This is a genomic window from Parerythrobacter lutipelagi (assembly GCF_005434975.1).
Lineage (GTDB): Bacteria > Pseudomonadota > Alphaproteobacteria > Sphingomonadales > Sphingomonadaceae > Parerythrobacter_A > Parerythrobacter_A lutipelagi.
Genome location: NZ_SKCJ01000002.1, coordinates 797,466 through 811,325, shown reverse-complemented (window position 1 = coordinate 811,325; position 13,860 = coordinate 797,466). Strand labels below are relative to the sequence as shown.

Genomic DNA, 13,860 nt, shown 5'->3' with positions numbered 1-13,860 from the left:
TTACTCCTCGTAACCGTAGTAAGACCCGAAATTCCGCCCACTGGGGCTGAACTGGGTCGCGTTAAGCAACAGCTTTACATCGCTGCAGCCGGACAGAAGTCGGTAAGCATCTTCGAGCGCGCTCTGGCCGGTCTGGTCAGCGCGAGCCACAAGCACAGTCTGGCCAACATGCTTGGCCAGCTCGGCTGCCGGCGATGCTGCCAGCGCTGGTGGTGAATCGAAGATCAGGACACGGTGAGGTGCACCGACCGTCAGCCGTTCCAGCACTTCATCGGTTCGCGCACTGGTCAGGTATTCGCTGTCGGCATTGGTCTGATTGCCAGCCGGCAAAACCCACAGACCCGGAATGTCGGTTCCGATAACCAGGTCTTCCGGATTGACCGAAGGATCGGCGAGGCAATCCATGAAGCCTGCGCCTTTCGGCAGACCGAACGTCGAAAGGATCGATGGCTTGGCGAAATCGGCGTCGATCAGCAACACTTCGCTGTCACGCTCGCAAGCCATCGAGATGGCGAGATTTGTTGCGCAGAACGTTTTGCCTTCGCCCGGATGCGGCGACGTGATGAGAATGCGGCGCGAAACCGCCGTTCCGCGCTGTTTCGCGGTCTCGATCAATTGGCGCTTCACAATCCTGAACTCTTCGCGCAGCGCACTGGCAGCGTTCTCCGGTACGATTATCCCCTGATCGCGCAGATACTCGCGGTCGATTTCGAACATCGGACCGTCGAGCTGAACACCGCCGACATCCTGGCGAACGACAATCTCAGACGGCGGTACAGGCGCCGGAAGGTTGGCATCGGACACTATTTCTTGCGGCAGTTCGCGTGCAGCTTCGGGTGAAGCCGGCGCAGCCACTGGCGCTTCTGCCGTGTCTCCGTCATGCTTGAGAACCTTTGCCCGCTTCATCTCGCGCTCGGGCAATTTGCCCTTGAACGGCGCTGCTTTGAACGGGTCGAAGCCGAAGGCACCACTGGCCCTTTCGAGCAGCGAGCTTTCCTTCGGCACTTCGCCTTCAGGCAGCGGAATTTTCTTGTGTTCGGTCATCTGTCCGCTCCTCAGGCCAACATGCCGCGTTGGACGAATTCGATCGCGAGCAGAGTGAAACAAAGCCCACCTAGTGCCGCTGACGCGCCGTAGAACTGCTTTAACCGCTTGCGCTGCAGTTCGCGCGCGGCGTCGGTAAGCGTCTGCGAGATCGAACCGAGTACCGGCAGATCGAGCGAGCGCTCGAGCCCGCTGGTCGTCGAGTAGGTCGACTTGAGTTGACCGATCGCGAAAGCTGCACCGATACCCGCCGCGAGGCCTGCAAACAGGACGCCCAGCAGCAGGATCGGTCTCTTCGGCGCAGAAGGCGCGCGCGGCGTCGTTGGCGGGTCGATCACTTCGAATTTGAACGAACTGCGGTTGGTTTCCACCTGGCCACGAAGGCGCATTTCCTCGCGATTGTTGAGCAGTTCGTCATACTTGTCTTTGAGCACCTGATAGTCACGGCTGATCCGGTTGGCTTCAGCGGCAACCGTCGGTTCACTCGCCTGGCTTGCCATCAGCGACGAGAGTTCGGCGTTGAGCGCAGCCTTGCGCGCAGTCAGTGCCTGGACATTGGCCTGCCGCTCCGATTTGACGGACATCAAGCCGGTGTAGGCCGGATTTGGCGAGCCGCCGGTGTTGGGATTTTCGTTGGCAGCCTGACGGCGCAACAGATCGACCTGTTTCTTCGTCGAGACAACGTCCGGGTGGCTATCGGTCAGACCGCGCGACTGAAGCTGGGCAAGCTGAGCTTGCGCCTGAGCGAGCGCAGCACGCGCGCTGCCCGTTTCGTTCGCACCGCCAGCAATCATGCGCGGCGTTCCGGCAATCTGGCCATCGATCGAGGCAAGCGCGCTGGAAGCGGCCGCTAAGTCGGCATCGACATCGCGCAGTTCAGAGCGCAGCGTCTGAAGGCGCAAGGAAACACCGTCCGCACCGCCGATCAGATCCGGGTTTTCCGCTTCGAACACCAAGCGGCGCTGTTCCGCCGCTTCGAGTTCTTTCTTCCGCTCTTCAAGCTGCTGATCGAGAAACACGATGGTCTCTGCGACTTCGCCGCGATTTCCGGCAATGTTTTCCTCGCGGAAAATGTCGATCAGTTTCTGGACGACATCCTGCGCCAGTTTGGCGTTTTCATTATCCGAAAGATCACCGCGGCCGATCTCGGCGCTCAGCTCGAACAGATTGTCTTCTTCGCTTTTGACTTCGACCGCTTCGGTCAGGTCCTGAATGGCTTTTTCCATCTTGCGCTGGTCATCGATCCCTTCACCCAGACGGGTGGAGCGGATTACTTTTTCCAGATTGACCGAGCTGGTCAGCGTCTGGCGCACGCGCGTGATATCGCGCTCTGCGCCGCCGGCGATCTCGAGCTGTTCAGCCAGGACATCCTCAAGCTGGACATAGATGCGCGCATTCGATTCATAGGAATTGGGTATGAGTGCGATGGCCAACCAGCCAACGACACAGACCGCCCATGCAACGCACAGCGCAAGCCAGCGTCGCCGCCAGACTGAGTATACCGCTGTGCGCAGATCTTCGAAGACTTCATTCATGTTATCGGTCGCCCTCTCAGAACATGCTTTCCGGGATGATGATCACATCACCGGGCTTGAGCAGGACATTGGCGCGGCTATCGCCCTTTTTGAGCAAGTCACCGAGCCGCAGGGCGTATTCGACCTGGCGGCCCTTCTGCTTGTCGAAGCGGATCAGCTTGGCGCGATTGCCCGCGGCGAATTCGCTGAGACCGCCGACAGCGATCATCGCGTCGAGCACCGTCATATTTGCACGATAAGGCATCGAGGCCGGTTTCTCGGTCGCGCCGATGATGCGAATTTGCTGGCCAAAGGTGCTGTTCGCCTGATTGACGATCACCGAGACCAGCGGTTCTTCGATATATTGCGAAAGTTGCAGGCGGATATCTTGCGCCAGCATCGTCGGTGTCTTGCCGCTGGCCGGAAGGTCCGTGACCAATGGCGTGGTGATCCGGCCGTCAGGGCGGACCTGGATTTTCTCTGCACCCAGTTCCGGGTTGCGCCAGACATGGATGGTCAGCTCGTCGAGCGGGCCGATTATATACTCTTCACCCGGGCCTTCCTGCAGGGCAGTGAACGTCGCCGGGGGCAATTGCGGACCGCTGGAGGTCGCGCAGCCGGTCAGTGCGAGCGCAGAGAGCGCGGAACCCGCCATAATAAAGGTGAAACGTGTATTCGGCATCGATGCGCATCCTTGCCTTGTTGGGCGGACTGTTTGCGCAAGGCAGGAGCGACCTGACCTTCCACATCCGCGGATAGGCGGTCTTCCTCACAAAAAAGGGTGAACATCCGGTTAGCCTTTTTGCGTTTCCCGATGTTTAGTACGCCATAGTCCCAATTCGGGACGGATCGGATGCAAAGATTAAACCAGCATTTCAGCGGCAGGCCCCTGCCCGAGAAACGCGCTGGGAGAGGCGTTAGCACCATAGGCTCCGGCACAGAACACCGCGACCAGATCGCCTACTTCGGCACGTGGGAGCATCGCTCCGTCGGCCAAACGGTCGAGCGGTGTGCACAGGCAGCCAACGACGTAGACTTCTTCTGCAGGCTCGGCATCGAAATGGCTGGCAATTGCCACCGGATAATTGCGCCTCACCACCGTACCGAAGTTGCCCGATGCGGCGAGCTGGTGATGCAGGCCACCATCAGTCACAAGGTAGGTCGTGCCATGGCTCACTTTGCGGTCGACGATCCGGGTCAGGTAGACACCGGCTTCGCCGACAAGATAGCGACCAAGTTCGACGCAAAGTTCTGTTTGCCGGAGGTTTTCGGGCAGGTCCCTTAGCCTCTGACCAAGCGCCGATCCGATCGCTGCGACATCGAGTGGTTCATCGCCGTGGAAATAGGGGATACCGAAGCCGCCGCCCATATTCAGCTTGGGCAAGGAAGCCCCGATCTCCGCCGCGAGACGGCTCGCGAGGTCGAGCACATTGCCCTGGGTTTCGATGATAGCGTCAGCGGACAAAGCCTGACTGCCGGTAAAGATGTGCAGGCCGCGCCAGTCGGCTGCGGCTTCAAGAATTTTGCGGGCGATCCCCGGCACCTGTGCTTCATCGATACCGAACGGCTTCGCTCCGCCGCCCATTTTCATGCCAGATCCGCGCAGCTCGAAGCTCGGATTGACTCTGAGTGCCATGCGCGGGGTCAAGCCAAGCCTCTCAGCTATAGCCAGCGCGCGATCGACTTCGCCGCCGGATTCGCAATTAAGCGTCACTCCCGCCGATATTGCCGCCTCAAGCTCTTCATCGCGCTTGCCCGGCCCGGCAAAGCTGATCCGTGCAGGGTCGAGCCCCGCAGCCTGAGCCATCGCCAGCTCGCCTCCGGAAGCGATATCGAACCCATCGACAAGCCCGGCCATGTGATGGAGCACCGGCGCGAATGAATTGGCCTTGATGGCGTAATTGATACCAACACGGTTCGGCAGAGCGGCACGCAACTGCGCTATGCGCTCATCGAGATGCTGGCGCGAATAAACGAACACCGGCGTGCGCCCGCTCTCCGCGACGAGTTCGCTTGCTGGCCTGCCGCCGATGGCCAATTCGCCACCAACAGCGCCATACCCGGCAGGTATCGGACCAAGAGGCTTCATGCCGCAATCTCCTGCTGAAGCGCGGTCCGGTCAATCTTTCCATTTGGATTGAGCGGCATCTTGTCGCGCCAATGTATCACCTGCGGCTGCATGAAATTCGGCAATTCACGGCTCAGGAATTTGACCAGAGCACCTTCCGCATCATGTGCTTCTTGCTCGCGGCGTACGACGAGGTGCACTGCTTGTCCCAACCTGTCGTCTGCAATGCCCAGGGCCACAGCCTCTGCAACCAGGCCGCTTGCCAAAGCAGCCTCCTCCACCTCTTGCGGACTGATCCGGTTGCCCGCACTCTTGATCATCGCATCGCGCCGTCCGACGAAGTAAAGCAAACCGGACTCGTCGCGCTTGACCCTATCGCCCGACCAGACTGCCAGACCGCCGAACTCAGAATGGGACGGCGCGGGTTTGAAGCGCTGGGCCGTGCGTTCGGGATCCTGCCAATAGCCTTGCGCGACCAAGGGGCCGCAATGGACCAATTCGCCTTCCTCGCCCGGATCAGCGGAATTGCCATCGTCGCCGATGACAAGAATCTCTGCAAACGGAATGGCTTTCCCCATCGAGGTCGGGTGGCTGTCAACCAGCGAAGGATCGAGATAGGTCGAGCGAAAGGCTTCGGTCAGCCCGTACATCGGGAACAGCCGCGCCACAGGGAAAATCGTCCGCAATTGGTGAACCAGATCAGCGGTCAATGCACCGCCACTGTTGGTCATCCGGCGCATCGGGGTCACGGCTTCCAATGGCCAATCGATCTCTGTCAGCTGAACCCACAGCGGCGGTACCGCTGCCAGCGTGGTAACCTGGTGCTTGGCGCAAGCCTTCACCACATCGCGCGGGAACAAATAGTCGAGCGGGACGGCAGAGCCACCTGCGTACCATGCGCTGAGCAACTGGTTCTGCCCGTAGTCGAACGAAAGCGGCAGCACTGCGAGCGTCACATCGTCGCTTTTCATCCCGAGATAGTCCGCCACACTGACCGCGCCCAGCCACAGGTTGGCGTGGCTCAGCATCACGCCCTTGGGTCGTCCGGTCGAACCACTGGTGTAGAGAATTGCGCACAGTTCCGACGGGTCGGCTGTGCTAGCCGGCATGCCGTCTTTGCGCGCAAATGCCGCCGCGAGCGCATCGCTCTCTTCAAGCAATTCGCACCCGGAAGGCAGATCACCTTGTGCCAGCGTCGCCAGTCGGGATTTGGTCCCGATCAACATCCTTGCGCCGCTGTCGCTGAGGATATGCGCGACCTGAGCGTGTTTGAGCAGCGGGTTGATGGGTACATGCACCAGCCCCGCTCTCGCCGCTGCCAACGGCATGAGGCAGGTCAACTCCCCCTTTGCCGCCCATGTTGCAATGCGAGCGCCCTTATCCGGAATTCTGTCACTCAACCATTGCGCCAGACGCGCAATACGGCTTCTTAAGTCCTTAAAGCTAAGCGTTTCACTACGCAGCACCAGTGCGGGATCGCTATCGGCCCCGCGCTCCGCCAGATGGTCGAGCGGTTTGGCTTGAGGTACTGACGCTAGGGACATGAGGCTCCGGCAGGACAAAATTCGAACGTGACGACGCTCAGCTATCACCACACGGTTAACGTCTTGCAAGCGATGAATCTCGCCGCTGACGGACCCTTCCTGCGCTCCGAATGGCTTCGTCTGCTGGAAGACCGAGCTGAGAAAGTGCTCGTCGCCGTGGCGGAAAAAGATGATCGCAGCGTAGCGCTTGTGTTTGCCGATCACGGTCGCCGCCTGGATTCGCTGACCAATTGGTACAGCTTCACATGGGCGCCGATCGGGACCGATCAGGAGCTTGTCGAAGAACTGGCACGGAAACTCAGACGCGGCAGGTCACGAATTGTCATGTCGCCTGTGCCAGGTGAAGCCGGTGAAGCGGAGAATCTGGCCCAAGCCTTCCGCGCTGCTGGCTGGCAGGTTCAACTCGACCGTTGCGACCACAACCACGTCCTCGCAGTGAGAGGCCGATCCTTCGCCGAGTATTGGGAGACTCGCCCCGGGCCCGTGCGGACGACACTCAAACGCAAAGCGAAGAAAGTCGACGTTGCAATCCACACCGATTTCAATCCAACCGATTGGGCGGACTACGAATCGATCTATGCGGAAAGCTGGAAACCCGAAGAAGGCGATCCACGTCTGCTGCGCCAGTTTGCCGAGGACGAGGCTGCTGCAGGTCGTATGCGTTTCGCCGTTGCCAAACATATGGGTGAGCCGGTTGCCGCCCAATTCTGGACAGTCGAAAACGGCACCGCCTTTATCCATAAACTCGCGCATCTTGAATCGATGAAAGCGCTCTCGGCAGGCACTACGCTGAGCGCGGCCTTGTTCGAGCATGTGATCGACATCGATTCAGTCGATTTGGTCGATTTCGGGACTGGCAATGATCCCTACAAGCGGGATTGGATGGAGGAAGACCGGCCACGGTACCGGATAGACTGCCTCAACCCGACCAGCCTGCGCGCCTGGCCAGCACTCGCCAAGCGAATGCTTACCCGGCTTGCGCCCGGCAACGCCCAAAGCTAAGGGCAGCGCCGCACATTCAGGGGAATTTCGGCCTACATGACCGGTGAGACTGAAACACCAAAAGCTGGCCGCGGCCTGCCGCCGAGCCGGCAGGCTATCGACGACAAGCTTCGCGCAATCATTGCCGATGTACTCGGGCTGGATTGCGATCGGGTTGAGGAATTCGATGGCGAGACCGGCCTATTCGGCCATTTGCCGGAGCTCGATTCCATGGCCGTGGCAGGCTTGCTGACGGAAATGGAAGACCGGCTCGATATCATTATCGAAGACGATGACGTCGATGGCGAAATGCTGGAAACGTATGGCGCGTTGCTCGCCTTTGCCGAGATGAAAGCCGTCGAAGGCTGATCATGCGCGCGGTCACCGCTTGGCTCGCACCTGATCATGGTGGCAAATCCCGAGAGGAAGCCGCGCTGGTTTTCGACCGGGGGCGAGACTACCGCCTCTTGCTGATCCCGCCACTATTCGATGAAGCGAACAAGTTCCGCCGACAACTCGCTGAGATCATGTACCGGCTCGATCTCTCCGGGATCGACTGCATCCTGCCCGATCTTCCGGGAACCAACGAAAGCCTGTTCAAGCAGGATGATTTGACGCTCCCGATGCTTCGAGCTGCAGTCGAAAGCGCCTGTGAGCATTTTCGCGTAACACATTGGTTTTCCGTGCGAAACGGAGCGCTCTTCGCACCCGGTCATCTCCCCGGCTGGCGCTATGCCCCGATTGCGGGAAAGAATTCGGTCCGGTCCCTCCTCAGAGCCAGATCACTGGCATCGCAGGAGAGCGGCACATTCGAAACGATGACCGAACTGCAGGACATCGCAGCCAATCAAGGCATTACAGCAGCCGGGTGGTCACTCGGGAGCGAGATGTACACTTCGCTTTCCTCAAAACCCCTTCCGGGTCACGATTTTGCGATCGACATCGATCACGAAACAGTTGGCGGCACGCCTTTGTGGCTCCGGGCCGAACCGGATGAAGATCCGGAGCAGGCTGACGCGCTTGCAGCGGTGCTGGCCATCGGGATACTCGGCCAGTGAGCCGGATGCATCTTACCTTCGAATGCCAGGGCAGGACGTGCATCGGGACACTGGATTCCGCTCCGGGCACCACGGGACTCATGTTAGTCAGCGGCGGCAACGAGATACGCTCGGGCGCCTTTCAGGGCCAGTCGAGACTGGCGGCGGACATCGCGAAGGCAGGTTTCCCCGTTTTCCGTTTCGACCGCAGGGGCGTTGGCGACAGCGACGGCGAGAATCGCGGCTTTCGCAAGAGCGAGAAAGATATTGCCGCTGCGCTGGATGCTTTCCGGGCCATAGCGCCCGGTATCCGGCGGGTTGTCGGTTTTGGCAATTGTGATGCCGCGAGCGCTCTGATGCTGGCATCGGGTGCGGGCTGCGATGCGCTAATCCTCAGCAATCCATGGACCATCGAGGATGACGATGGGACACCACCGCCCGAGGCAATCCGTTCACGCTATATTGGCAAGCTCGCCAATCCGCGCGAATGGATACGCTTGCTCAAGGGCGAGATAGACCTCGGAAAACTGGGGCGCGGACTGGCGCAAGCCGCCAAACCCAAAGCAGCGCCTTCCTCGCTTGCTCGCGAGATGCAGGCCGGGCTCGCCGAATTTGCCGGACCGGTAATGATACTTCTCGCGGAATCGGACCGGACAGCTCAGGTTTTCGCCTCGATCTGGCCATCTGATGACGAGCGAATCGCGCGCTGTCCCGGCGCCTCGCACGCTTATGTCGAACCTGATGCGAAGACGTGGCTTGAGCAGGAAATCCTCGGCGCGCTGCGAGCTTAGCGAACAAACAGACTCGTCAATTCGACATGGGTCGACCAACGAAATTGCCCGACCGGGCGTAATTTCGCCAGCCTGTACCCTCCATCGACAAGCCGTCTCGCGTCGCGTGCCCAGCTCGATGGATTGCAACTGACATATACCACACGCTCGACGCCGCTTGCCGCGATCTGCTCGCATTGTTCGCGCGCTCCTGCCCGGGGCGGGTCGACTATCACGGCATCAAATTTGTCGAGCTCGGCAGTAGTCAACGGATTGCGGAAAAGGTCGCGATGGAGCGCGTGCACCGGGAGCCCGCGAGAATTCGCTGCCGCCTTGCAAGCAAGGTGCGCGTCGCGCGCTGCCTCGACTGCCAGGATCTTGCAATCTCCGGATACGCCAAAGGCAAACGTCCCGAGTCCGGCAAACAGATCGGCAACCAGGTGCGCCCCCTGCAGCCAGGCTTGCGCGTCCGCTAGCAGCGCCGCCTCACCATCTGCGGTCGGCTGCAAGAAGGAATCATGCGGAAGGCCAACCGACACCCCTCCAAGTGACACAGTCACAGGCTCTGGTTCCCACTGGGTTTCAGCACCATAGCCCTGGTCGACGGTGAGACGGGCCAAGCGATTGATTTGCGCAAAGTTCGTGACACGCTCTATCGCTTGCAGACCCTCGAGCTCCAACTTGCGCAATTCGCACACAACGCCCTGCTCGGCGATGGAAAGATGGATGTCGACTGCGGACCGCACTGGCAATGATGCCAACAGCGCACGCAGAGGCGCGATCAGCCGGGCAAGTTCCGGTCGCATCACCGGGCATTCCCTCAGGTCGACGACGCGATGAGAGCCCTGCTCCCGAAAACCGAGCACGCCACCTTTGCCCGTCGTCCCATGCAATGTGACCCGTCTCCGCGAGGCAGGAGGCGAGCAATAGGCCGGCAGGGTTTCCTCAGGCTCAAGATCATGCCCGGCCGCGGCATTGACCACTCGGGATCGCACGAATTCACTCCAGCATTCTTCATCAGCATGCTGCAACTGGCACCCACCGCATTTGCGGAAATGACGGCACGGAGGGTCATTGTGATGTGGCCCGGCGATCACCTGACCATCCGCGCCAACCGTGTCGCCGGGCACCGCGAAGGCGACATGACGGCCGCTGGTCGTCACCCCGTCTCCTTTGGCAGCGATACGAATGATCTCTTCGCGGTCGCTCATCGAAGCGCGGCCATTGCTTGTGAAACGTGTTCAGCCAGATCATCTGCGGTGAACGCGGCGCCTGCGAGATGTGCTGCCTCGCCGTGCAGCCAAACGGACTGCACGGCAGCATCGAACGGATCTTCGCCCGCCGCGAGACGGCTGGCGGCGATGCCAGCCAGAACATCTCCGCTTCCCGCCACCGAGAGCCAGCTTGAAGCCGGGCGGAACAGGCCGGTCAGGATTGTCTCGCCATCGCGTTCACCCTCGCCGTGGACGGTGGTATCCGGGCCCTTGGCGATGATCGTCATGCCGGTGGCCGCTTGCAGTCCTGCCGCGCGCGTACGCTTGCAATCGGCTGCAACCCCGAAGGTTTCACACAACTTGCGCAATTCACCGTCATGCGGCGTGACGACGATAGTTTCAGGCTCGGCATCCTGCAGCATCGCATAGTCGAGCAAGCGCAGCGCATCGGCATCAAGCACCGTGGGCAACTGCAGGTCGAGTGTCAGCCGCAACCGTTCACGCGCATTGTCTCCCAGACCAAGGCCTGGTCCAACCAACAGGGCATCAATTCGGGGGTCTTCGAGCGAAACGTCCAGTGCCTGCGTGTCTGCCACAAGGCTTGCTGGAACGGAATGCGGAACTTCAGGCGTGAACAGTTTTACATAGCCTGCCCCTGCCCGCATCGCTGCTTTTGCTGCGAGCACAGGCGCGCCCGGCATTTGCCCACCGATCACAGCAAGCAGGCCGCGCGTATATTTATGCGCAGCGGGCCAAGGAAGGGAGACTCGCGCATGCGGCATGAGATATGCGCCGCTGCCGATCTTTCCGACGCCGATATCGACGAGGTGCAAGCGGCCCATCTGCGTAGAGGCAGGACCGCTAAAGTGAGCGAATTTCCATGCGCCCAGCGCAATAGTGCATCGATATTCGCCGAGACGATCGAAACATTGACCGGTGTCGGATTCGACTCCGCTTGGCAAATCGACCGCGATCGACATCTCGTGCGAGAGGATCAGTCCATCGACGAGGCCTGCCAAATCGTTCGACAGCTCCCGTGTCAGCCCGCTGCCGAACAGACAATCCACGAACACGGCACCGGACAACCCATGCGCGTTCGCGGCTATTTTCCCCTTGTAGAGCGACCTGGCTTTCTTTGCGGCGTCAGTTTTCGGTTCAAGCGGGGCAACTATCGTTACCGGCACATCGCGCTCATGCAGCAGCTGTGCGATCACATAGCCGTCACCGCCATTGTTGCCGGGCCCGCATAGCACCGACACTTTGTGTCCTGCAGCCATCCGCCAAACGATTTCACCGGCGCCGCGCCCGGCACGTTGCATCAGTTCGTCTACGCTGATGCCCGAATCGAACAACGCCTGCTCCGCCGCCTGCATCTGGGCGACGGTCAGCACCTGATCAGTCTTGAGGAGCGGCTGCGACATATTCCCGGACCGGTAGTCGATAGCGGTCCATACCGACAACCACTTCGAGGCGCGCGCCGTCTTCTATCAACGTGTTTTGCGCCGTGTCCGCCCCGTCGGCTGCGCGCAATCCGCTGCCGTCTTCCTGCACAACGAAGCGGCGGAAACCGCCGTCCGGATGACGGATAGTCACGATGCTCTTGCCTTCGATAGTGTCCGACTCGAGCAGACAAAACACACCGAAATCGCTGCCTTCACCCAGCGCGCAGTCGACGGGGCTAGCACCCTCCTCGGCCTGCTGCGGCAGAGCTTTGTCCGATGAACAGGCCGCAAGTATAACGGCGCATATTGTGACAGCGAGGTTCCTCATTTGCGGCGCAGCTGCGTGATATCGCGCACCGCTCCGCGCGCCGCGCTGGTGGTCATTGCAGCATAGGCTTGCAGCGCGACAGAAACCTTGCGCTTGCGCTTCTCGAGCGGTTGCCACGCGGCATCCCCCTTGGCCTCCATTGCGGAGCGTCTGGCTGCCAGCTCCGCCTCCGCCACGGCGAGCGTTATCGTCCGCTCGGGGATATCGATCTCGATCAAGTCCCCGCTTTGAACCAGGCCAATGGTCCCGCCTTCGGCCGCTTCGGGTGAGGCATGACCGATGGAAAGCCCTGACGTCCCGCCTGAGAACCGGCCGTCTGTCACCAATGCGCAGGCCTTTCCGAGACCTTTCGATTTGAGGTAACTCGTGGGGTAGAGCATTTCCTGCATCCCCGGTCCCCCGCGCGGCCCCTCGTAACGGATGACGACCACATCGCCTTCCTCAACCTGATCGGTCAAAATGGCGGTTACCGCTGCATCCTGGCTTTCATAAACCTTGGCCGGGCCGGAAAATTTGAGGATGCTCTCATCCACTCCGGCGGTCTTCACGATGCAGCCATCCTCCGCGAGATTTCCGTACAGCACCGCCAACCCGCCATCCTGGCTGAAGGCGTGTTCCGCACTCCGGATAACGCCGCCTTGCCGGTCGAGGTCGAGCTCGCTCCAGCGCCGGTCCTGGCTGAATGCGGTCTGCGTCGGCACGCCGCCTGGTGCAGCCTTGAAGAATTGCTGCACAGATGGGCTGCTGGTGCGCGAAATATCCCATTCATCGAGCGCATCGGCCATCGTAGCACTGTGCACGGTCGGTAAAGCTGTATGGAGTAGCCCCGCACGGTCCAGCTGGCCCAGAATCGACATGATGCCGCCCGCGCGGTGGACATCTTCCATGTGGACATCCGACTTGGCAGGAGCAACTTTGGACAGACAGGGCACTTTGCGGCTTAAACGGTCGATATCTTCCATCGTAAAGTCGACCCCTGCTTCCTGCGCAGCGGCCAGCAGGTGGAGCACGGTGTTGGTCGACCCGCCCATGGCGATATCGAGGCTCATCGCATTCTCGAAAGCCTCGAAGCTGGCGATAGAGCGCGGCAGGACATTATCGTTGCTGTCCTCGTAATACCGGCGGCACAGTTCGACCACCAGCCGCCCTGCACGCAGAAACAGCTGTTTGCGGTCGGCGTGGGTCGCCAGTGTCGAGCCGTTGCCCGGGAGCGAAAGCCCGAGAGCCTCAGTCAGGCAATTCATCGAATTGGCGGTAAACATCCCGCTGCATGATCCGCATGTGGGACAGGCGGATCGTTCGATCTCGGCCACTTCCTCGTCAGTGTAGCTTTCGTCGGCGGCAGCCACCATTGCATCGACCAGATCTAGGGCGACTTCCTTGCCCTTCAGCACCACTTTGCCCGCTTCCATCGGGCCGCCGCTGACGAATACGACCGGAATGTTTATCCGCATCGCTGCCATCAGCATGCCGGGGGTAATCTTGTCACAATTGGAAATGCACACCATCGCATCGGCGCAGTGGGCGTTGACCATGTATTCAACGCTGTCAGCGATCAGGTCGCGGCTGGGGAGCGAATAGAGCATCCCGTCATGCCCCATCGCAATCCCGTCATCGACCGCTATCGTGTTGAATTCCTTGGCTACGCCGCCCGCTGCCTCGATCTCGCGCGCAACCATCTGGCCCAGGTCTTTCAGGTGGACATGTCCGGGGACAAATTGTGTAAAGCTGTTCACAACAGCGATGATCGGTTTGCCGAAATCATCGTCTTTCATACCGGTGGCACGCCACAGGCCGCGCGCGCCGGCCATGTTGCGGCCGTGGGTCGATGTGCGGGAGCGATAGTCGGGCATGATGTCCTTCCGGAAAGACAATTCGGTTGCGCTGGCGACCCTAGAGCAAGCGCCGTGTCAGTCGA

General features: G+C 60.4%; 13 protein-coding genes. 4 read left to right on the top strand and 9 right to left on the bottom strand.

Features of this window, described 5'->3' with window-relative positions; translation table 11 throughout:
* The 5 genes from E0502_RS12265 to E0502_RS12245 all read right to left on the bottom strand — a co-directional run bounded on the left by E0502_RS12265 (position 1) and on the right by E0502_RS12245 (position 6,170).
* Complete coding sequence (locus E0502_RS12265; RefSeq protein ID WP_137678278.1) at positions 1–1,044, bottom strand: P-loop NTPase family protein; 1,044 nt, start codon at positions 1,042–1,044, stop codon at positions 1–3.
* Positions 1,045–1,055: 11 nt separating this feature from the next.
* Complete coding sequence (locus tag E0502_RS12260) at positions 1,056–2,579, bottom strand: XrtA system polysaccharide chain length determinant (RefSeq protein ID WP_137678277.1); 1,524 nt, start codon at positions 2,577–2,579, stop codon at positions 1,056–1,058.
* 16 nt (positions 2,580–2,595) lie between these two features.
* The gene (locus tag E0502_RS12255; protein WP_240049059.1) at positions 2,596–3,240 is read right to left on the bottom strand and encodes an XrtA/PEP-CTERM system exopolysaccharide export protein; all 645 of its coding nucleotides are present in this window, start codon (positions 3,238–3,240) and stop codon (positions 2,596–2,598) included.
* A 180-nt stretch (positions 3,241–3,420) separates the two neighbouring features.
* Positions 3,421–4,647 (bottom strand): pyridoxal-dependent decarboxylase, exosortase A system-associated, encoded by a 1,227-nt coding sequence (locus E0502_RS12250; protein WP_137678276.1) that lies wholly within the window; start codon positions 4,645–4,647, stop codon positions 3,421–3,423.
* Positions 4,644–6,170 carry an acyl-CoA ligase (AMP-forming), exosortase A system-associated gene (locus E0502_RS12245; RefSeq protein WP_137678275.1) on the bottom strand — a complete coding sequence of 509 codons (1,527 nt, stop codon included), beginning with the start codon at positions 6,168–6,170 and terminating at the stop codon, positions 4,644–4,646. The genes E0502_RS12250 and E0502_RS12245 overlap by 4 nt, the downstream gene beginning before the upstream one ends.
* 27 nt (positions 6,171–6,197) lie before the next feature.
* On the opposite strand from E0502_RS12245, the gene E0502_RS12240 reads away from it, so the two are divergent.
* Genes E0502_RS12240 through E0502_RS12225 form a run of 4 tightly spaced genes read left to right on the top strand, consistent with a single transcriptional unit; the run spans position 6,198 to position 8,979 of the window.
* Positions 6,198–7,172 (top strand): GNAT family N-acetyltransferase, encoded by a 975-nt coding sequence (locus E0502_RS12240; RefSeq protein ID WP_240049057.1) that lies wholly within the window; start codon positions 6,198–6,200, stop codon positions 7,170–7,172.
* 36 nt (positions 7,173–7,208) lie between these two features.
* The gene (locus tag E0502_RS12235) at positions 7,209–7,520 is read left to right on the top strand and encodes an acyl carrier protein (protein WP_137678274.1); all 312 of its coding nucleotides are present in this window, start codon (positions 7,209–7,211) and stop codon (positions 7,518–7,520) included.
* 2 nt (positions 7,521–7,522) lie between these two features.
* Positions 7,523–8,209: a hypothetical protein gene (locus tag E0502_RS12230; RefSeq protein WP_137678273.1), complete on the top strand. Its 687-nt coding sequence runs from the start codon at positions 7,523–7,525 to the stop codon at positions 8,207–8,209.
* The gene (locus E0502_RS12225) at positions 8,206–8,979 is read left to right on the top strand and encodes a hydrolase 1, exosortase A system-associated (RefSeq protein WP_137678272.1); all 774 of its coding nucleotides are present in this window, start codon (positions 8,206–8,208) and stop codon (positions 8,977–8,979) included. Before E0502_RS12230 ends, E0502_RS12225 begins: the two co-directional genes overlap by 4 nt.
* Here the strand turns inward: E0502_RS12225 and E0502_RS12220 are convergent.
* The 4 genes from E0502_RS12220 to ilvD are packed head-to-tail and all read right to left on the bottom strand — an operon-like array spanning position 8,976 to position 13,795.
* Positions 8,976–10,169: a class I SAM-dependent RNA methyltransferase gene (locus E0502_RS12220; protein ID WP_137678271.1), complete on the bottom strand. Its 1,194-nt coding sequence runs from the start codon at positions 10,167–10,169 to the stop codon at positions 8,976–8,978. The genes E0502_RS12225 and E0502_RS12220 overlap by 4 nt on opposite strands.
* Positions 10,166–11,593 carry an NAD(P)H-hydrate dehydratase gene (locus E0502_RS12215; RefSeq protein WP_137678270.1) on the bottom strand — a complete coding sequence of 476 codons (1,428 nt, stop codon included), beginning with the start codon at positions 11,591–11,593 and terminating at the stop codon, positions 10,166–10,168. Before E0502_RS12215 ends, E0502_RS12220 begins: the two co-directional genes overlap by 4 nt.
* A complete protein-coding gene (locus E0502_RS12210; RefSeq protein WP_137678269.1) occupies positions 11,568–11,942 on the bottom strand; it encodes a hypothetical protein in 375 nt (124 codons plus the stop codon). The genes E0502_RS12215 and E0502_RS12210 overlap by 26 nt, the downstream gene beginning before the upstream one ends.
* Positions 11,939–13,795 (bottom strand): dihydroxy-acid dehydratase, encoded by a 1,857-nt coding sequence (ilvD, locus tag E0502_RS12205; RefSeq protein ID WP_137678268.1) that lies wholly within the window; start codon positions 13,793–13,795, stop codon positions 11,939–11,941. The genes E0502_RS12210 and ilvD overlap by 4 nt, the downstream gene beginning before the upstream one ends.
* Positions 13,796–13,860 lie beyond the last annotated feature (65 nt).